12 protein-coding genes are annotated in these 19,822 nt (G+C 53.6%); all 12 read right to left on the reverse strand.

Annotated elements, in window-relative coordinates:
• Window positions 1-35: 35 nt before the first annotated feature.
• The 12 genes from MKX76_RS11580 to leuC all read right to left on the reverse strand — a co-directional run bounded on the left by MKX76_RS11580 (window position 36) and on the right by leuC (window position 19,752).
• Window positions 36-1,901: an ABC transporter ATP-binding protein gene (locus MKX76_RS11580; RefSeq protein ID WP_144879101.1), complete on the reverse strand. Its 1,866-nt coding sequence runs from the start codon at window positions 1,899-1,901 to the stop codon at window positions 36-38.
• Window positions 1,898-3,676 carry an ABC transporter ATP-binding protein gene (locus MKX76_RS11585; RefSeq protein WP_007129900.1) on the reverse strand — a complete coding sequence of 593 codons (1,779 nt, stop codon included), beginning with the start codon at window positions 3,674-3,676 and terminating at the stop codon, window positions 1,898-1,900. Before MKX76_RS11585 ends, MKX76_RS11580 begins: the two co-directional genes overlap by 4 nt.
• Before the next feature lie 753 nt (window positions 3,677-4,429).
• Complete coding sequence (locus MKX76_RS11590; RefSeq protein ID WP_341033792.1) at window positions 4,430-8,083, reverse strand: dynamin family protein; 3,654 nt, start codon at window positions 8,081-8,083, stop codon at window positions 4,430-4,432.
• A gap of 995 nt (window positions 8,084-9,078) precedes the next feature.
• The gene (locus MKX76_RS11595; RefSeq protein WP_007129898.1) at window positions 9,079-9,360 is read right to left on the reverse strand and encodes a hypothetical protein; all 282 of its coding nucleotides are present in this window, start codon (window positions 9,358-9,360) and stop codon (window positions 9,079-9,081) included.
• A gap of 25 nt (window positions 9,361-9,385) precedes the next feature.
• A complete protein-coding gene (gene nth / locus MKX76_RS11600; protein WP_007129897.1) occupies window positions 9,386-10,072 on the reverse strand; it encodes an endonuclease III in 687 nt (228 codons plus the stop codon).
• Window positions 10,073-10,164: 92 nt separating this feature from the next.
• Complete coding sequence (locus MKX76_RS11605) at window positions 10,165-12,891, reverse strand: S-layer homology domain-containing protein (protein ID WP_341033793.1); 2,727 nt, start codon at window positions 12,889-12,891, stop codon at window positions 10,165-10,167.
• 77 nt (window positions 12,892-12,968) lie between these two features.
• Window positions 12,969-13,565, reverse strand: coding sequence for a GerMN domain-containing protein (locus MKX76_RS11610; protein WP_007129895.1), 597 nt, complete (start codon window positions 13,563-13,565; stop codon window positions 12,969-12,971).
• A 38-nt stretch (window positions 13,566-13,603) separates the two neighbouring features.
• On the reverse strand, window positions 13,604-14,983 hold the full coding sequence (locus MKX76_RS11615) for an N-acetylmuramoyl-L-alanine amidase family protein (protein ID WP_341033794.1): 1,380 nt from the start codon (window positions 14,981-14,983) through the stop codon (window positions 13,604-13,606).
• 202 nt (window positions 14,984-15,185) lie between these two features.
• Entirely contained in the window at window positions 15,186-15,887 is a 702-nt protein-coding gene (locus MKX76_RS11620; RefSeq protein WP_341033795.1) for a GerMN domain-containing protein, read from the reverse strand.
• 130 nt (window positions 15,888-16,017) lie between these two features.
• The gene (locus MKX76_RS11625) at window positions 16,018-17,448 is read right to left on the reverse strand and encodes an N-acetylmuramoyl-L-alanine amidase family protein (protein ID WP_341033796.1); all 1,431 of its coding nucleotides are present in this window, start codon (window positions 17,446-17,448) and stop codon (window positions 16,018-16,020) included.
• A 257-nt stretch (window positions 17,449-17,705) separates the two neighbouring features.
• Window positions 17,706-18,308: a 3-isopropylmalate dehydratase small subunit gene (gene leuD, locus MKX76_RS11630; protein WP_028403587.1), complete on the reverse strand. Its 603-nt coding sequence runs from the start codon at window positions 18,306-18,308 to the stop codon at window positions 17,706-17,708.
• A 19-nt stretch (window positions 18,309-18,327) separates the two neighbouring features.
• Window positions 18,328-19,752: a 3-isopropylmalate dehydratase large subunit gene (gene leuC / locus MKX76_RS11635; RefSeq protein WP_028403588.1), complete on the reverse strand. Its 1,425-nt coding sequence runs from the start codon at window positions 19,750-19,752 to the stop codon at window positions 18,328-18,330.
• Window positions 19,753-19,822 lie beyond the last annotated feature (70 nt).

The following is a 19,822-nucleotide window of genomic DNA, read 5'->3' on the forward strand; positions in this document are numbered from 1 at the left end:
TGTGTCGGTTTTGTTAAACCTTTGTTAAGACGTTTTTACAAAAAGCGGTATTGCGCTTCAATAAGTCCATGATAGGTTCCCTGCTTCTGCATAAGCTGGTTATGGTTCCCTTCCTCGATAATCCGTCCGTGGTCCAGAACGACGATATGATCCGCATGCCGGATCGTCGAGAGACGGTGCGCCACGATGAAGGAGGTGCGGCCTTTAAGCAGGACTTTTAGCGCTTCCTGGATTTTGAGCTCGGTTTCCGTATCGATGCTCGCCGTCGCCTCATCCAGAATCAGGATTCTCGGATCGGCAAGGAGCGCTCTGGCGAAGGACAGCAGCTGGCGCTGACCCATGGACAGCATGTTCCCGCGTTCTTCGACCTCGGTGTCATAGCCGCTCGGCATTTGAACGATGAATTCGTGAGCGCCGACCGCTTTGGCCACCTGCTCGATCTCCTCGTTCGTTGCATCCAGCCGGCCGAAACGGATATTGTCCCGAATCGTTCCGGAGAAGATAAACGTATCTTGAAGCACGATGCCGATCTGGTTGCGCAGACTCTCCACCGTGACCGATTGAATATCATAGCCGTCGATGGTAAGCTTGCCGTCCGTAATGTCGTAAAAACGGCTCAGCAGATTGATAATGGTGCTCTTGCCGGAGCCGGTGTGACCGACGAGGGCGATCGATTGCCCGGCCTTTACGTCCAGGTTGATTCCTTTCAGCGCCTGGCGGCCCTTCTCGTATTCAAACACAACGTTCTCAAGCTTGATGTCCCCTTGAATCTTCGGCAGCTTGACTGCGCCCGGCTTATCATCGATGCTCGGCTTCTCGTCGATAAACTCGAAGATTCGCTCCGACGAAGCCATGGCAACCAGCAGCTGGTTATACATTTGACCAAGTCGGTTGATCGGCTCCCAGAAGTTACCGACATATTGGGTAAAGGCGATCAAGAGACCGATCGTCAGCTCTCCTTGCTGTATAAGCGTTGCACCGAGCCAGAAAAGTATCAGCGTTCCGAAGCCGCCCGTTATTTCAATCAGCGGACCGAAGGACTGGTTCATGGCCGAGGCCTTATCCCAAGACTTTTTGCTGTCCAGGTTCATATGATCGAAGAACTTCATGTTCTCTTCTTCCTGCGTGTATGCCTGGGTCACCCGGATCCCTTGAATCGACTCGTTCAAGTGGGAGTTGATGCGGGAGTTCCGGATGCGCACGTCCTGCCACGCCCGGCGGATCCGTACGCGAAGCTTCGTGGAAATGAAGAACATGATCGGCACCGTAACGATTACCGCAAGACCGAGCTTCCAGTTAATAACGAGCAGAATAACGACAATGCCGACGAGCTGAACGCAGTCGATGATCAGATTGACGACCCCGTTCGTGAACAGATCCTGCAGCGAGTTGACGTCATTCGTCACCCGCACGAGCACCGATCCTGCCGGCCGTTTGTCAAAGAAGTTAAAGGACAGCCGCTGAATGTGCCTGAACAAGTCGGCGCGAAGATCGTAAATGACCCGCTGCCCGATAATATTCGTGTACTTGATCCGGAAGATGCCTGCGATCCATTGAATCACGTACATGGCCAGCACGGCTATCGTAATCTGATAGAGCAGCGTCAGGCTCGGACTTCCGTTTTCCGGCTCGATGGCATGGTCAATGGCCTGACTTGTCAGAAAAGGAATCGCCAGCTTCGTGATCGTTCCGATGATCATCATCAGCCCGACCAGCGGCAAAATTTGCTTAGCGTAAGGCTTCATGTACGAGATCAGCCGCGTCAGCTGCTTCCAGTTAAACGGTTTCTCGATCGCATCGTCATCCTTGTATACAAAGCGTTCGTTCTTCGCCCCCGGGTCCTGTTCGGACTTGGGAGCCTTTCTCCTATGATGGGGTTCTGTATTTACGTTGGCGTTCATGCTTGCACCTGCCCTTGCTTCCCTCCCGCTTGAGCCTGCCTCGCGATAAGGTCCGCATATTGTATTTTGTATACATCCTGGTATGGCCCCGGTACTGCAATCAATTCCTCATGCTTGCCGCGCTGAACGACCCGGCCTTCGTCGAGAACGAGAATTTCGTCGGCATGGCGCAGCGAGGAGATGCGGTGGGCGATAATAAAGGTCGTTCTTCCCTTCATGACTTCCTGGAAACCGGATTGGATTTCATGCTCGGTCTCCATATCGACCGCGCTCGTCGCATCGTCCAGTATCAGAATCTTTGGATTTTTCAGCAGGGCGCGGGCAATCGCGATCCGCTGCTTCTGGCCGCCGGATAACCCCATGCCCCGCTCGCCTACGATCGTATCGTAGCCGTCCTTCATTTCCATAATAAAATCATGCGCCTTCGCCAGCTTTGCAGCCCGAATGATATCCTCCATGCTCACGTCTTTCATGCCGTAAGCGATGTTGTTGCGAATGCTCGACGAGAACAGGAAGGTCTCCTGGAATACGGTAGCGATCTGGCTTCGCAGGCTGCGCACCTTGATGTCATTAATATTGATGCCGTCCAGCGTGATGGTCCCCTGGTTCACGTTGTACGCGTGCATAAGCAGCTGAATGATCGTCGATTTGCCGGATCCGGTTCCGCCCAGCAGGCCGATTACCGAGCCTGGAGGCGCATTCAAATTAATGTCTTTGACAGCCGCCATTTTGTTTCCGTATGCGAAAGTCACTTCGTTGAATTCGACATGCCCCTTCACTTCGCTAGGCACCAAATCCACGGCATTCTCGCGGTCCTTCACGTCAATCGGCTGATTCAGAAGCTCCAGCACCCGTTCGCCGGACGCCTTCGATTGCGTATAGTTGTTGATATGGAAGCCGATCCCCCACAGCGGTCCAATGATGTACCAAATCAGGGTAAAGAATGCCGCCAGCTGTCCGACCGACATCGATCCGTTAATGACCAGGCTTCCTCCGACGCCGAGCAATATAACGACGCTGATGTTTGCGAACAGCTCCATCATCGGGAAGTAGCGTGCCCACAAGGAAGATGCAAAGATCTGATTCGTCTTGTAGCGTTCGTTGCGCTCCGAGAACTTCTCGACTTCATGCGGCTCGCGGGCGAAAGACTTGACCGTGCGGACACCCGTAATGTTCTCCTGTACGGCCGTGGTCAGCGAGCTGAGCGCAAGCCGCATCTCCTGGAACGCCGGATGAATTTTCGATTCGAATTTGAGTGCGGCGACGACGAGAAACGGCATCGCGACAAGCGTGATCAGCGTCAGCTTCCAGCTGATCGTGAACATCATGATGGACCCGAAGGTGACCATCAGCACCAGATTGAGCAGCTGTGCGAAGCCGAAGCCGATAAACATCCGGATCGCTTCCAGATCGCCGGTCAGCCGCGACATCAAGTCCCCGGTGCGTGCCGTGTCATAGTAACGGAACGATAAAAATTGCAATTTTTCGTAGCAGGCGTTACGCAGCGAGTAGGCGAGGTAGTTGCCCAGCCTCCCTCCAAAAAAGCCGTGCAGAAACTGCATGGAGGCTTTGAGGATGACAACCCCCAATACGGTCAGTGCCAGCTGCGGAACCATGCCGAAGTTCTCCATCTTGATCGCATCGTCAATCAGGACTTGCAAGAGGTACGGGTACACAAGTCCCAGCGCCGTTGCAATCGCCAGACAGAGAATGGAGAGAAAGAGATAACTCCGTTTCTCCCAAAAGAAGCCCTGCAGTTGCCTAAGAACATTCATGATTTTCCTCCGTAGGATTTTTTTCGTTCAGGTTATGTAGCATTTATGAAGTTTATCATCGACCTGAACGGGCGGCAAAGAGAAATAACGGTCATAAATGAGCCAAAAGGACCTAATGAAGGCAAATAGTTAAACTTATCTTTGTTTACTGATTAAATAATCGTTAATTCTCACCTATGCTACTCTTTCTCCCGGAAGCGACCGCTTCGGGCAGCCACTGTGCATTTCGTCCCGGTTCCGGACTTTTTGGAGAAGGGTATCGGAAGGTTGGTTTTCTATGATTTCTGTCCCCAGGAGCCTGCATCTATGCTTGTCGTCCGAACGTCGACGCTGTTGATCTGTTGATCGTACAGCAGTCATTAGTCGACGCTGTTAATCGGCAGCAGTCATCATTAGAACATGGCAAGTGCAGGGGCAGGCGCCAAATACATGGGGTTTGTGCAGCCATTGCTCTTCAATCACGCGAAATAAAGTTACATAAAAAGGTAATTCACGGTTCCATAAAAAGAGACGCCTCCGCCGCCATGATGCATGGCTCGGAAGACGTCTGCGCTATGGATGTTTATTCTGCAAAGCAATGGACCGTTTTTACGCACCTTTGCATGTTCCGTTCGGTGCGTGTAACGTTTTTACGAACCTACTGTCATCCATTCAAAACCTGGAACATACTTGGCGCGGATTTATCCGTGACCCGTATTTGTTCAATTGGATTAGGAATATCGTCCCCACTCGGTTGAAACAAGGATGCCGGAATCAGCCTTGAAGAGGTCCGGCCGCCGTCAGCTCCTGCAAATCGTCAGCCAGCTTATTCCACACTTGCGGGGATTGCCCGTCCTTCAGCGAGTCGATGATGGCTTCAACCGACTCCTGAAGCTGTTCCTCAAGCGCTCCTGCATGATGGCGCAAGGAGTTGGCGACCATGCGGGCATAATGCTCCGCCAGCTGCTCCTCGCGCTTGCTGACGACGGCGGCGATCGCCTCCTTCACCTTCGGCTCGGCCGCTTCGCGGAGCTTGACGCTGCCGCTGCCCTCAAAAAAGTGCTTCGGATTTTTGAACAAGGACCAGAATGCCAGCCAGCCTCCGTCGATCGAAAGCTCCGTTTCGGCAAGCTCCGGAGACGGCCAATCCGGCTCCCGCCGGAGGGTGAGCGCCAATCCCTCCTCCATCGCTTGAATATCGGCTGCCGCTTTTCCGGCTGCGCCTTCGGTCAGCTTGCGTCCCGCCTGCTCCAAACGGAGCGTTGTCGCCCACAGCTCCTGATCCAGCTCCAGGGACAGCGTACGCAGCAAATCCTGGCCGCACGCGGCAAATGCCGATTTCATATTTCCGCTGTCTTCGCGGAGGACGGACGGGTTGAACGATTCCTGGAAGAATCGGTTCATCGCGTAATCGAGCCGCTGCCGCACATGGAACAACAGCTCGCTGCATTCCTGCGTTATATCGCGGGCCATCGTATCCTCCGTTAACTGCTCTAGCCGAACAAGCGCCTGTCTTCGCACTTCTTCCATCGCTTGGATCTTCTGCTGGCGCGTCGTAGCGTCCTGAGCGGCAAGCTCGGCCCATGTCCGAATCCGGTCCCGGATGGAAGCCACCTCATCATACCCGGCGCGCAGCGACAGCTTCGGCAATTCAACCGCGGCAAAGCGCCCAAGCGCCTCCTCGAATGCCGGAAACCCCGATGCGGCGAGGATTCCGGCATCGTCCTGCAGCTTCCCGGTTAAGGCCGATTGACTCGACACCGGATAAAGATGCGGACTGCCGACGCCGTTCGCCGTCAAATTGCTGCGCACGTGCTTGATGACTTCCCCCAGCTCCTCTTCAGACTGGGCAAGATCGGCGGCATTTACGATAAAGAACATTTTATCAAGCGCGAAGCTGTCCTTCACCCGTCCGAGCTGGGACAGGAACTGGCGGTCCGCTTTGGAAAAGGCATGATTATAATACGTCACATAGACAATCGCATCGGCGTTTTTAATATAGCTGAACGTGACGCCCGTATGCCGGGCATGCAGCGAGTCTGCTCCCGGCGTATCGACCAGGACGATCCCCTGCTCGGTGAGCGGGCAGCTGTAATACAGATCAATCCCGTCCACGAAGCAGGATTTCCGCTCATCGGCGACATATCCGCGGTATTCCGGCAGCTGCACAAGCTCCGTCGTCCCGAGCCTGCCCTCCATCTCTTCCCAGCCGGCAGCCGCCGCCTTCAGAAATCCGTAATGCGGCAAAGCTGCCGGATGCAGCCCCGATGGTGTCAGCTGTTCCGCTGCCGCCCTCCAGCGGTCCGGGCTCGGCTCTGGCAATCCCAGCACGCTGAAGGAATACTTCAGATCGTCCCACCACATCTCGCGGCTCTTCATGCGCACGGCTGCGGTCCCATGAGGCTTTCCTTCAGCCGGCGCGAGAATGCGGTTCACCGCGGCCGTCGTCGGGTGCGGTGAAACCGGCAGCACCGCTTCGCCAAGCAAGGCGTTGGCGAAGGAGGATTTGCCGGCGCTGAACGCTCCGAACAGCGCCATCGTGAACGAGCCGCCCGCGAGCGCCTCGGCGCGGGCGGTCAAATCCCGCGCGGCGGAGCCCAGCGCGGGGTACGGCGCCAGCAGCGCGGCGGCCGCTTGCAGCTGCGCTGCCGCAGCGTCAAGCTGCTGGCGCCGCTGGGGCGCCCCCGGCGCAGCGCTGCTGCGGCGCGGAGCGGTGCGCCCCTGCCCCGGCTGCGCAGCCGGGGCGCCGCCTTGGGCAGCCGCCTGGGCGGGCTGCCCTTCCGGCTCCCTCACCTCCGGCAGGAGGCCGGGGGTGAGGGAGGCGCGCGGCGGGAGCAGCTGCGCCAGCTCCGCCGCGCGGGCGGCTTCCGCCTGCTGCAGCGCAGCATAGCGGGCGGAAGCCGCTGATTGCGCCAGCAGCTCCTCCTGCTGGCGCCCCAGCTCCTGCAGACGGACGGCTGAAGCGTCCGTCAACACCGCCTGCAGCCGGTCGGCCAGCTCCGACACGGCACGGCGATAGCTGGCCTTGATGCGCTCGGCCAGCTCCCGGCAATAGTTCAGCACATACTCCCCGGAAACAATCGCATCCGACTGGATCCCGCCTGTAACCATATCCTCCTGAACCGTCGGCAGCTCATGATCCAGCATGCTTTCCCATTCCGTATTCCACTCCGTATAGCTCTCGGTGATGCTTCGGAACAAATGCCGGACATGCCAATCGACCTGAGCGGAGATCTGTTCCTTCAATCGGGCATGGAACGCTTCCAGACGGCGGCGCTTCTCTTCTTCGGTCTTTCCGCCCGAGAATAGGAAGCCGACCTTGAACCCGCTGCGGCGGCTCTCCAAGAACAGGCGGGCGAGCTCGCGCACATCCGCCGGCGTTAAGTTCGCATTGGCAAGAAGAGAATCCGCCTCGCTGCGAAGCGCTTGGCGGGCAGTTCCGGGCAGCGATTCCGCCTCCCGCTTCCGTGACTCCAGCTCTTCAAGGCGCGCCTTAAGGGCCGCTGCCGCCTCCTCACCGCCCATTTCCTCAAGCAGCCGTTCTTTCTCGGGCTGGAGAGAGCGGGCGAAAGCGTCCACATGCTGATCCGCCGCATGATGCATGGAGCAGGATACGCTGTAGCCAAGAAGCGGATCTTTAATCGCGATAAGTTCACGAATCAGCGACTTGAGCCGCTCCCATTGGTTATAAGGATGCTCCTTCACCTTAAGCGACGTGCAGAGAAGTCCTTTATAGGCAATTTTCCACTGCGCAAAGGCCTTTTTCACGTCCTGCAAATAATCCGTTATCGACAGCTCCTGGTCCCGATGCTTATCGATCTGATTCACGATGAGATACAGCGGCTTTCCCCAATCCGACAAGCTTTTCGCAAACAAGAGATTGCTCTCCGACTGCACATGGTTATAATCCATCACGTAAAAAACGACATCGGCCATATGAAGCGCAGAGTGGGTAGCCAAACGGTGACCGTCATCCGTCGAGTCTACCCCCGGCGTATCCATCAGAACGCCGGATTCCCCGAGCAGCGGAATGTCCTCCCATACCTCAATGGCTGAATAGGCTCTGCCCTCTTTGCAATAATCAGCCAGCTCCTCGATCGTCACCGTCATCGGCTCGCCATGATCATCGGCTGCGCGATGAATGAGTGCTTTCGGTGTGCCGCTGCGGATCGTGACGATATTGGCGCTGGTCGGCACCGGACCGGATGGCAGCACTGGTTTGCCGCAGAGCGCATTGATCATGCTGGACTTGCCGGCCGAGAAGTGGCCGCAAAACGCCAGCGTCAGCTCCCCGCTCGCTCCCTTGCGTATCAAATCCTCGGCTAGAGCCGCTGATGATTCGTCATTCCAATCCAAAAAGCGGTCCTTAACCGTTGTCATCGTCTTGTTAAGCTCATGGGCTCCCAGTTCACGTTCGGCTATCTTCAATGTCCTTTCTCGCTCCAATCCATGAATCTTATATTTCTGACACATTCTATTCACATCTTTTTATTGTATCATCGCTCGGGCATTAAAGGAATCATCGCATTTCGATCCCGCTGCGATTTTGCGACATTTCATGAGCGAAGAACACGTTAAGCTCCTCCCCGAATCCATCCTTTCATGCTTCGTGAAGCGGACATGCCTCGTTATCAACAATTATGCAGCCTGATCCCCCGTGGATGGTGGGTGAACTACTTGCTTGTGACTTTAAAGTACAATGCACTACATGCGATGGTTGATTCCGCTCCCCTATGTTAAGGAGATGCATGAATGGTTCTTCCGATTCCTGTTGTTACGGAGGTGGGGATATCCGCCTGCAAAAGCGAACGAAAGCCTATGCTTCCGGTCGCTGCCTTCTGTTCGGAATGCGACGGAAAGCTATTCCCTTCTTCAGATACAGTGCTTGCTTACCGTTCGTTATAATCATTCGTATGGTTCTAACTCATCGTCTTCCGATCTCCTGTTCGATGTGTATGTATCCGGCTTTCTATCCACATGTCCGTTGTTTACGATTCCTTCGGTCCAGAGATCATCTTATTATATTCTTATATTAATGAAAGAAAACGACGCATCCGGAGAGGACTCTAATTAACCGACATGCTCCTCACGTTCCCCGTGCCCGTTTGCTTCTTCGAGATTACGTCATCGGGTGAACGATACGTCATATCCCCCGCAAGCATTTCCCCCGTTGCTTCCTCAACATACGAAAAGGCTGCCCCGGGTCATAGACCTTACGGGACAGCCTCTTGTCAAACATCGGATCGATTGGATACCTCACTCGTAAACATCGGGAACGGTTAGCAGCAATGCCCTGCCGCCTTTCGCTACCCGAAGTTCTCTCAGGCGCCTTCCTGAGGTCCTGAAGAAGTATCGCTTATGAAAATCCGTGCCGCTGTGCTCAGCTTAAATGGACCAAATTGCGAAGCGCAGTCAAACGAGCTTTACGATACTACGGTTCCGTCTTCCGCCGGAATCAAAATTTCAAACACGCTGCCGTGCTGCAGAATCGTCAAACCGCGGGATTTGTCGCGCATAACCACGACTTCGGGCTTTTGCGACATTCTTTCCAAATAGTGTTCCGGCGCGTCCCCGGAATGGCTGAAGGTCACGCCTTCCACCTCTTGCTCTTCATTCTCGTTCAGTTGGTTTTGGCTCTCCACCACATGCTCGAAAATATCGGAGAACAATTCAAAGTTGTCGGTGTAAACGGAGATGCATTTCATGTGTTATCCCATCCTCTTATCTTGTCTATGTCTTGCTTACTCTCGGCTGTTCCTTATTCTTCCTGACTGCCGATGTTTTCATACGCTTCTTTCCTTCACGGCAGACATCGAGGAGCGGGCAAATCTGGCACTGCGGATTTTGTGCTTTACAGTGGTACCTGCCGAAGAAAATAATCCGATGATGCGTTATCGTCCATTCCTCACGAGGCACCCGCTTCATCAGCTTCTTCTCCACCTCCAGCACCGAGTCCTTCCACGCAGCCAGACCAAGACGCTTGGACACTCGCTCGACATGCGTATCCACAGCGATGGCCGGGACGCCGAAAGCATTCGATACGACGACATTCGCTGTCTTCCGTCCAACGCCCGGCAGCTTGACCAGCTCGTCATGAGCTTCCGGCACCTCGCCGCCGTACTGCTCGATCAGGATCGCGCACAGGTTCTGAATATGCTTCGCCTTATTACGGTATAAGCCGATCCGCCGGATATCCTGCTCCAGCTCCTCGAGCGGCACCGATACGTAATCCAGCGGAGTTTTGTATTTCTGAAACAGATCCTTGGTCACTTTATTCACGGTTTCATCCGTACACTGGGCGGACAGCAGCACAGCGATGGTCAGCTCAAACGCATTGCTGTGATTCAGTTCGCAGTGTGCATCCGGAAACATCGTTGCCATTGTATCCAGAATATGACGTACCGTTGCCGCATTCATAATATGAATTCCCTCCCGCAAAAAAAAATCTTGATGCGAAGAAGCCCCCGCATCAAGACGGTGTGTCTCAAGTAATCCCCGGATGATAAATCCTACTGTTTTACAATCTCCACAACGACACCGTTGTTCAGGTACAGTACAATATTATCATTTTCCTTCAGGGATTGCACGGATAAAGTCGTGTCACCTTGATGAACAAATACTTTATCCGACAGGGCGAAGCGATAGTTATCGTTGATCGATTTGCGCTTCACCTGGATTTCGGAATTGCTGGACTGCCAGAAGGAGCGCTCCAGCTTTTCCATCACATTAATAATCGTCACGCCTTGAATATCCTTACGGATTTCAACGCGATCTGAAGCGGCAAGCGTGCTCAAGTTCGTAGCCGTCGAGCCGTTGCGGACGACCTTCACTCCTGCGCTTACCCCAATGGCTTGACTGTTGCCGGCATAATCCTTCACGGTCACCACATTACCGGATGCGTCCACATTCGTGATCTCGCCAAGCGTCAGCTTCACTTCAGATATGGCCACGGCCGTGTTACCTTGAAGGGATATGTTGACCAGCGTGCCCGGACGGAGGTCGGCAAGCAGGATAGCTTGTCCGCTCTCGCCCGTCAGCGTTGCTTTATCGGTATAAATATCGCTGGTCGTTCCGTTTGCTTTTACACGAATCCGGTTCTTCGAAGGCTCCGTAAAGACAACCTCGAACTGGGCTGCCGTCTTCACTTTTAACGTCTGCAGATAATCCTGGTTGGTCGACAATTGAGCTGACACTTCGTCACCTACTCGGACATCCGCCAGCGATGCGGAAGATTTGCCGAAAATTTCAACGATCAGCGTGGTGTTATACGGAATTTCTTCCACTTTACCGTTCGCGTCCACAATCGAGATGATTTTCTTGGACGTATTGATGCTGCTGACCTTGCCTTCGACCTTGTATACAACTTCCAGCGACAGTGCCCGGGTCCCGATAACCGACACGCTCACTTTGCGTCCTGCGCCCAAGAGCGGCTCCACTTTATCGAGCGTCGTTCCCGTGCTTGCTTCGAGCTTCGTCTTCTCATCCAAAATGATGACCCGCGGCTGGTTATTCGCATCACGAACGGTCAACCAACGCGTCTTTGGATCATAGTTCACGATGGTAGCGGCATCGAGCTGTTCCATCTGCCGGCCGGTTACCTCAATCTTGGTCACTTGCTCTTCCCCATTGATCGTCAGCAAAACCTTGTCTCCGGAAACCGCATCTGCCAGCAGATCCGAGAGAACCGGCTTCGCTACGCCGCTGACGATAATCTCAGGCTTGTCAGCCAAAAACTTCGTTTCGAGCTGCGTGCTGCCATTGCGCTTGTAGGTGATCGTCTTGCCGTTCTCTTCAACCGCATACAACATGCCTTGAACGGTACGTTCTACGCTTTGCGCAACTTCCACGGACTGAAGAACGCTGTTCTCCACCGAAAATTTCACCGTGTAGCCCGCCTTCAGCTCAGCCGGAGTCAGAATTTGATTCTGGTAACGGATCACGGACTTCTCGTCCCAGGCAAACGTATCCTCGTATCCTGTGCTGTCCTTCAGAGTGATCGTCTTATTTACGGTGTCGATGCTCGTGATGACGCCCTCAGACGACTTATTCACCAGCCCGCTCTTAACGCGAATCGATACGATTCGTTTTTGCGGGCTGAAGGTTTCGCGTTCAATGGTAAGCAGGCTGCCTGCTGCAAGGGTCTTCGGATCAATTTTATTCCCGTTTTGATCGAGGAACAGCGTATTGGCATCATAGCTCAGCTCCTCAAAGGTGCTGCCTGTATCGAACCAAATGACATGATTTGGCGACAGTCGTGCATATGTACGCTCGAAACGCTCCACTTGCTGTGCAGGATCCGTGGTTTCCACATAAGCCGCAGTTCCGTTATTCGCTACGACCACAACCTTCGTATAAGGTTTCAGATCGGAGAATTGCTGTCTCTTCGCGGAATCCGAAGTAAAGTACGCGGTCGATGCATCCAGCTTGAACGATTGCAGCTTGCCGTCAACGTACAATTCGAGCTTGCCATTATCCAAGGAAGCGATATAGCCTTCGTATTGGTTGGCATATTTCGTATCGATATACGCTTGCGCACGGCTGAAGAACGTTGCCAGCTGGGCTCTAGTCACAGCTCCTTGCGGATCGAACTTATTGCCGTTGACGCCCTGGGCCAGCCCTAACTCTACCGCTACATTCACATAGCCAAGGCGATCCGGAGAAATTTTGGCATTATCTGCAAAGCCTGTCGCATTATTCTTGGCGGCATTTGCCTCCGCGGTACGTCCGATGGAACGCACCAGCATTTCGGTAACCCATTCCCGCGATGCCTTCTGCGCACCCCAGATGACCTTTTCGTCCGAATAACCGGACTCCTTTTGCTTGTCGAGCAGGTTTTGCTGAAAAGCCAGTTGAACGTACTGCGTGAAATAATCGTTAACTTTAATATTTGTCGGTAATGTCGCAGCGCCGCTGCCTAGCTGATCCTGCATGCTTAAAAAGCGGATCGCCATCGTCACAGCTTCCTGCTGTGTAACCGGATCATTCGGTCTGAACTTTCCGCTACTCCCCGTAACGATCCCTTGTGCCGCCAACTGATAAATGTACTTTTCTCCCCAATAGCCTGCAGCGACATCACTGAATGCTCTTAGGCTTGATTGCGTTGTGCTTGCTGCCGTGCCTCCCGACGTTTCATTTGCTGATACGGCGGAAGCGCCGCCCCCCAATGCTATAAGTCCGGCCATGACGGCGGAGACCACTTTTTTGGAATGAATATGTTTGCTGTGTCTAAGTACCATTCTCTTTCCCCTCTCCTAACTACTGCTTCATCATATACTACTATTCGACAGCAGATCGTGATCTCCTTCAACCATCATTACCGAGTCATCGGATTTTCCATATCGACGTGCCCCATCAAGGACTCCGTCTGCTGTCCGTCTACGAGAAGCTGGATCGATTCCACCTCGTCGAACTGGAAAAATGTCTTCTTGAGCGCATCGACAGCAAACGACTCTCCGCCGGCCCCCAGATTGGCTTCGTCCGGAACGGCTACATCAATCGTCAGCTTGCCGCTTTCGAATTGTACCGAATGAAGCTGGATTTTCTCCCACAGCGGAAGCTTGTCCGCATCGCTGCTCTGCTGGAGCGTCTTGAATGCGGCCTCGTATTTCCCAAGCTCATCCTTATAGGAAATCTCAGCCGTACCTTCGACCAGCTCCATCATCTCGGGGTCGGTATAATACGCTTTGATGCTCTCCGTCTTCATTTCCGGCGCAGTCGCTTCGTTTCCGGCTCCTGACGTCCCGCCCGAGCCGTTCGTCACGCCGCCGCTTCCCTGGCCTGTCTGATCTTCGGGTGCAGGAGTTACCTGCTCCGGCGTGTCGTCCGGCGCAGCTCCGGGCTTCTGTCCGCAGCCGGCGCCGATCAGCATGACGGCTGCCAGAAATCCGGCCGACCATATTTTTTTGTTCAAAATCGCCACCTCCTGCAAATTACGCTGGACTCGTCTCATCAATTCACATTCAAATAATTTTTAATACCGCGAACAATGGCCGCTGCCACACGATCCTGGGTTGCGGGATCAAACAGCTTGCTCTCGTCGGTCTTGTTGCTCATGAAGCCGACTTCCAGCAGCGCTCCCGGCATCTTCGTCTCGCGAATGACATGGAAATTGCCGTATCTTACTCCGCGGTCCTTCAAGCCCATGGCCTTGACGATTTCTTTGTGCAAGGCGGCTGCCAGCGCTTTGTCGGATTGGTCGTAATAATACGTTTCCGTGCCCGTTGCGGCGGAAGGGGCGCTGTTCGCATGTATCGATATGAAAACGTCCGCTTTCAGATCGTTCGCCAATTTTGCGCGATCCTTCAGCTCGAGAAATTTATCCGTGCTTCGGGTCAACACAACATCAATATTCGGTTCATTCGCAAGCAGCTTCTCGACCTTCAGCGCCATGGCAAGATTGAAATCCTTCTCCCTCTTCTTCGTGACGCCGATTGCCCCCGGATCATGATCACCATGACCGGCATCAATCACGACGATCTTTTTGCCGCTTGTACCCGGTGATGGATCTGTAGCAGCAGTCAGTGCCACGGTCAAGATCCCGGAGCCGTTCTCAAGCCCGGAAACCGTATAGTTTGCCGGTTGGTTCAGATCAAGCACGATCCTAACCGTGAGAGGGCTGCTGTTATAGAGCGAATAACGAACCGACTTCACGTCGGAGTACCCGGACACCGCCATCTGTCCGAATTTGTTCACTTCGTCATAATCGTTCATGGTGCCGAAGCTGTCAGAAAACTCCGTATTGACCATATCGATGACGATACGGTCCGGATTGCCCAGCTTCGAAATGCTCGGTTTGGCATTGCCTGTGACAGCAACCATCAGTTTATTGTCGCTGAAGCTTATGCCGTCTACCGTGGCCGTGTGGGCCCCATCGTCTCCATCCGGGTTGCTTCCTGCATTGCCGGAAGTCAAATGCACCGATTTTGTCCCGTTGTCCCATCGAACCTGCATCCCCATCTGTTCACTGACAAATCGAATCGGAACGATCGTCGTCCCGCCTCGAAGAACCGGCGCTTTGGTCATTTGGACCCGCTGCCCGTTGATGTCGGCATACTGGCTTCCGATAGTCATCGTTACTTTCTGGGATCCGTCTTGGACAGTTACCGTTTTGGTTGCCTTACTCCAATCAACCTGAAAGCCAAGATTCTCGGATACGATTCGAATCGGCACCATGACCGTCCCATTGATGTTTTCCACCTTGGCACCCGATGACACATTGATTTGTTGACCGTCCAGGTAAATTTTTGCGCTGTACGAACTTGCATCCGCCATCTTAGGAAACGCAATCATCATGACAACCAGAAACAATAAAAAACCGAACTTCTTCATCCTTCACCCCTACCATCCTATTATTTTGCCATAGATTGGCGTTTCTGCAATCGGCCTGTCCGACATTACCTGACAAACTTTAGACGCTGACCCTGGCTGAAAGTTGCGAAATTGTTCCCATATTACCAAAAAAAACTCCTACTTCATCACTGAAATAGGAGTTTCGGCTTTCATATATGAGAAACCAAGTAGTTCAACAGTATTATTTTCGAGTCATAGGATGTTCAAGCTCCACATGCCCCATCAAGCTTTCGATCTGCTGTCCGTCGACCAGCAGTTCGATCGATTTGACCTCTTCAAATTGGAAAAAGGTCTTCTGCAAGGCGTCAATGGCGAACATTTCGCCTCCCGCGCCCAGATTCGCCTCAGCCGGCTTGCTGATGTCGAGCGTCAATGCACCTTGATCGAACTTTAACGATTTCAACGTAATTTTATCCGACCATAACGGGTTAAGGGATGCGTCAGAGCTCGTTTGGAGAGCCTCGAATGCTTTTTTATACTTATCCTCGTCACCCGAGTAGGTGATCTCACGGCTTGCCTCTTTAAGCTCCATTACCTCCGGGTCGGTATAGTAGAGCTTGATGCTCGACTTATTCTCAGGGTTGACGGCAGCATCTACCTTCTCAGGTTCAGTCGGAGGCGTATCTTGTCCACTGGCAGGTGGTGTTGTGCTTTCCCCGCCGGACGCAGTCTGGCCTGTTCCCTCCGGTGCTCCCGCGTTAACCGGTTCTACTGCCTCATCCTCGTTATCTTGGCCAGCCGCCTGATCGCCTGGATCCGCCTGATCCGCATCCACGGTCTGTTCCGGAGTATCGGCGGGGGCTGCAGCCGGCTTCTGGCCGCAGCCTGCGCTAAAAACAAGCAGCAGCGCCAGCATTCCTGTCATCCAATATTTCTTGTTCATCGTTGTGTCCCCCTCTAGGTTCATAAAATCTTGTACAGGTAATTGTACGTGAAGGAAGTATTCAGGTCTCATCATTTTTTTATCAGTCCTATGTAAGTAGCTGCGGTTCGATGAGCCTCAAGTAAAAACCTCACTTAAGATATTCTTTTATACCCTCAACAATACCTTGTGCAACACGATTCTGAAAATCTTCGTTAAACAACTGGGCTTCATCACCCTTATTGCTCAGGAAGCCGATTTCGAGGAGGACCGCCGGCATCTTCGTTTCCCGGGTTACATGCAGGCTGCTGTATTTAACGCCCCTGTCGAACAGCCCAGTCGCTTTGGCTAAATGCTTGTGGATCACGTTGGCAAGCTGTTTGCTCGCATCTCTCGTATAATATGTTTCCGTGCCGTTCGGACTGCTGGACGTGCTGCTGTTGCCGTGGATCGAAACGAAAATGTCCGCTTTCAAATCGTTGGCGATCTTCACCCGATCCTTGAGTCCTAGCGTGGAATCATCGCTGCGTGTCATCACGACTTCAATGTTCTTCTCATTCTTAAGCAGGGCCTCAACCTTGAGTGCCAGGTCAAGGTTCATGACCTTCTCCGATTTGCCCGTCACGCTGGTCGCACCCGGCTGGCTGCCGCCATGTCCGGCGTCGATCACCACAATCTTCTTCCCGCTTCCCGATACCGGAGGAACAGGCGGTATCACCATATCTCCCTCTGCATTCAGATCCACGATCGTGAGCCCCGATTCATGCGTCACCCCGTAGCTCGCAGGTCCGTTCAAATCAATGACAACCCGTACGGTTGACGGGCTATGGCTGAAGAGCGCAAACCGGATCTTTGATACGTCGGGATAATCTGTCACGGCCATCTCGCCGCCGCTTGTAGGATTCATTACGTGATCGGCCAGAAAGGCATCGGAAAATACCGTATTCGGCAAATCCACCACGATGCGGTCCGGCCCCTTCATCGGAAATACACTCGGAGCAACCGTTCCCTCTGTGGAGATCATCAAACGATTGTCGCTGAAAGAAATCCCAGTCAAGGTCGATAAATCGGCGTTATTCCCAGGAGCAGACGAGTCCGTCCCCGAACCTCCTCCGCTCCCCGGCGAGGTACCTGCATCCGGAGACGAAGGAACGGGCGATGTCAGGTAGACCGCTTTTGCTGCGTTGTCCCACTTGACGTCCAGGCCCATTTGTTGGCTGACGAAGCGCAGCGGGACCAGCGTCGTGTCCCCGCTTAATACCGGAGGAAGATTTAAATCGACCAGTTCGCCGTCCAGCTCCGCTTGAGCGTTGCCGACAACCATGCGCACGCTCTTGTCGCTACTCGACACCGTCACCGACCGCGAGGACTTGTCCCAGCGCACGTCAAATCCGAGGTTCTCCGATACGACCCGGATCGGTATCATCACATTTCCCTTGATGTTGTCGACTTTGACGCCGGACGACAAATTCAGCTGCTGTCCGTCCAGATAAATGGCTGCGCCGGAAGAAGCCGCGTCCACGGACTTAGGAAACACCAGCAAACAAAGAATCAGCGCCAACAAAAAACCTAACTTCTTCATGAATCCACCTCGATCATCCCATGATTGAATTTTCTACATATAGAACCGACATACCGACAAACCGCCACTTACAATCTATCATTTATGTAAATCGGCATTTTCGGAGAAAAAATGTACCGGACAAATACCGACATTCACGCTCTTCTGTGAACAATTGCTGCATATTACTTCCATCATACCAAAAAAAACTTCCATTTCCTACATAAGAAATGGAAGTTTAATAATCTTGTAATCTTTTGACGAGCAAACCTTCGCAATTAGGCAAACAGACGGGATGCGTGCTTCTTCTCGTAAGCGTCGATCTCGCTCTCGTGCTGGAGCGTCAAGCCGATATCGTCCAAGCCCTGAAGCAGAAACTGGCGGCGGTGCTCATCAAGGTCGAAGTCGATATGAAATCCTTGATTATCGGTAATCGTCTTGCTCTCAAGATCGACGTTCAGCTGATAACCGGCATTGGCATCGGTGCGCTGGAACAGCTCTTCCACCTGCTCCTCGGAAAGCTTGATCGGCAGAATGCCGTTCTTGAAGCAGTTGTTATAGAAAATATCGGCAAACGACGGTGCAATGACAACGCGGAAGCCGTAATCCAGGATTGCCCAAGGCGCATGCTCCCGGGAGGAACCGCAGCCGAAGTTTGCCCGCGAAATCAGGATCGAAGCGCCTTGATAACGCGGCTGGTTAAGCGGGAAACTTTCAATTTCCTCCCCCTGCTCGTCAAAGCGCCATTCATAGAACAGGAACTGCCCAAACCCTGTGCGCTCGATCCGTTTCAGAAATTGCTTAGGTATAATTGCGTCGGTATCGACATTCACGCGGTCGACAGGCGCCACGATACCGGTTAATTTCGTAAATGCTTGCATACGTTTCTCCTCCGTCCTCTTAGCTTACAACTTCTTCAGCAACAAAATTCCAGTCGCGAACATCAACGAAATGGCCTTTCACGGCCGCCGCTGCCGCCATGGCAGGAGATACGAGATGCGTTCTGCCGCCGCGGCCTTGACGTCCTTCGAAATTCCGGTTCGACGTCGAAGCGCAGCGCTGTCCTGGCTGAAGCACGTCCGGGTTCATCGCAAGACACATGCTGCAGCCCGCTTCACGCCATTCAAAACCGGCTTCGATGAAAATTTTGTCAAGCCCTTCCTTCTCGGCTTGGAGCTTGACGCGTCCCGAGCCCGGAACGACGATTGCCGTCACGTTATCCGCCACTTTGTGGCCTTTGGCAACCGCCGCCGCTGCACGCAGGTCTTCGATGCGTCCGTTGGTGCAGGAGCCGATGAACACGTAATCGATCGGAATTTCCGACATCGGCGTACCAGGAACGAGCGCCATGTATTCAAGCGCCTTTTCAGCAGCTTTCCGTTCGTTTTCCGTCTTGAAATCGGCCGGATTCGGAACGGTTGACGTAATGTCGGTTCCCATGCCCGGGCTTGTTCCCCAGGTTACTTGCGGAATCAGCGATTCAACGTCGAATTCCACAACCTTGTCGAACTCGGCACCCTCGTCGGTTACGAGCTCTTTCCAAGCTGCTACAGCCTCATCAAAGGCTTCGCCTTGCGGCACGTATTGACGTCCGCGCAAATATTCGAAGGTCGTCTCATCCGGTGCGATCATCCCTGCTCTCGCTCCGCCTTCGATCGACATGTTGCAGACCGTCATCCGCTCTTCCATCGACAGCTCCCGGATCGCCTCGCCCGTGTATTCAATGACGTATCCGGTCGCAAAATCCGTTCCGTATTTTGCGATGACGCCAAGAATCATATCCTTAGCCGTTACGCCTGGATTGCGTTTGCCTACAAAGCGCACTTCCATCGTCTTGGCTTTCGCCTGCTGAAGGCACTGCGTTGCAAGCACATGCTCAACCTCGCTTGTGCCGATCCCGAAAGCTAGCGCTCCGAATGCCCCGTGCGTGGAGGTGTGGCTGTCGCCGCACACGATCGTTTTCCCCGGATGCGTCAGTCCCAGCTCCGGTCCCATGACGTGAACGACGCCCTGATCGATGGTGTCCAGATCAAACAGCGTTACGCCGAAGTCCTGGCAGTTCTTGGTCAACGTATCGATCTGCTGCTTGGAGATCGGATCCGTAATGTTATAGCGGTCCTTAGTCGGCACGTTGTGGTCCATCGTAGCGAATGTCAGCTCCGGACGGCGCACTTTGCGGCCGCTGAGACGCAGTCCCTCGAACGCCTGCGGCGAAGTCACCTCGTGAACGAGATGCAGGTCGATGTACAAAATGCCCGGTTTACCCTCTTCCTGATGAATAACGTGATTATCCCAAATCTTCTCGAACATTGTCTTCTTACCCATCAATATCACCCCATTGTTCTATCGTCCATTGACAGGATGACCGCCCTTGATCGCCTTGTGGTACAAGCTT

Origin of the sequence: Paenibacillus sp. FSL R5-0810 (assembly GCF_038002285.1) — a bacterium.
Lineage (GTDB): Bacteria > Bacillota > Bacilli > Paenibacillales > Paenibacillaceae > Paenibacillus_AQ > Paenibacillus_AQ lactis.

What these genes read in the sequence shown, in the direction of transcription:
- MKX76_RS11585 (WP_007129900.1), bottom strand. Translation starts at nt 3,676, where the DNA reads ATGAATGTTCTTAGGCAACTGCAGGGCTTCTTTTGGGAGAAACGGAGT.
- MKX76_RS11605 (WP_341033793.1), bottom strand. Translation starts at nt 12,891, where the DNA reads ATGGTACTTAGACACAGCAAACATATTCATTCCAAAAAAGTGGTCTCC.
- MKX76_RS11615 (WP_341033794.1), bottom strand. Translation starts at nt 14,983, where the DNA reads ATGAAGAAGTTCGGTTTTTTATTGTTTCTGGTTGTCATGATGATTGCG.
- leuC (WP_028403588.1), bottom strand. Translation starts at nt 19,752, where the DNA reads ATGGGTAAGAAGACAATGTTCGAGAAGATTTGGGATAATCACGTTATT.
- MKX76_RS11620 (WP_341033795.1), bottom strand. Translation starts at nt 15,887, where the DNA reads ATGAACAAGAAATATTGGATGACAGGAATGCTGGCGCTGCTGCTTGTT.
- MKX76_RS11580 (WP_144879101.1), bottom strand. Translation starts at nt 1,901, where the DNA reads ATGAACGCCAACGTAAATACAGAACCCCATCATAGGAGAAAGGCTCCC.
- nth (WP_007129897.1), bottom strand. Translation starts at nt 10,072, where the DNA reads ATGAATGCGGCAACGGTACGTCATATTCTGGATACAATGGCAACGATG.
- leuD (WP_028403587.1), bottom strand. Translation starts at nt 18,308, where the DNA reads ATGCAAGCATTTACGAAATTAACCGGTATCGTGGCGCCTGTCGACCGC.
- MKX76_RS11625 (WP_341033796.1), bottom strand. Translation starts at nt 17,448, where the DNA reads ATGAAGAAGTTAGGTTTTTTGTTGGCGCTGATTCTTTGTTTGCTGGTG.
- MKX76_RS11595 (WP_007129898.1), bottom strand. Translation starts at nt 9,360, where the DNA reads ATGAAATGCATCTCCGTTTACACCGACAACTTTGAATTGTTCTCCGAT.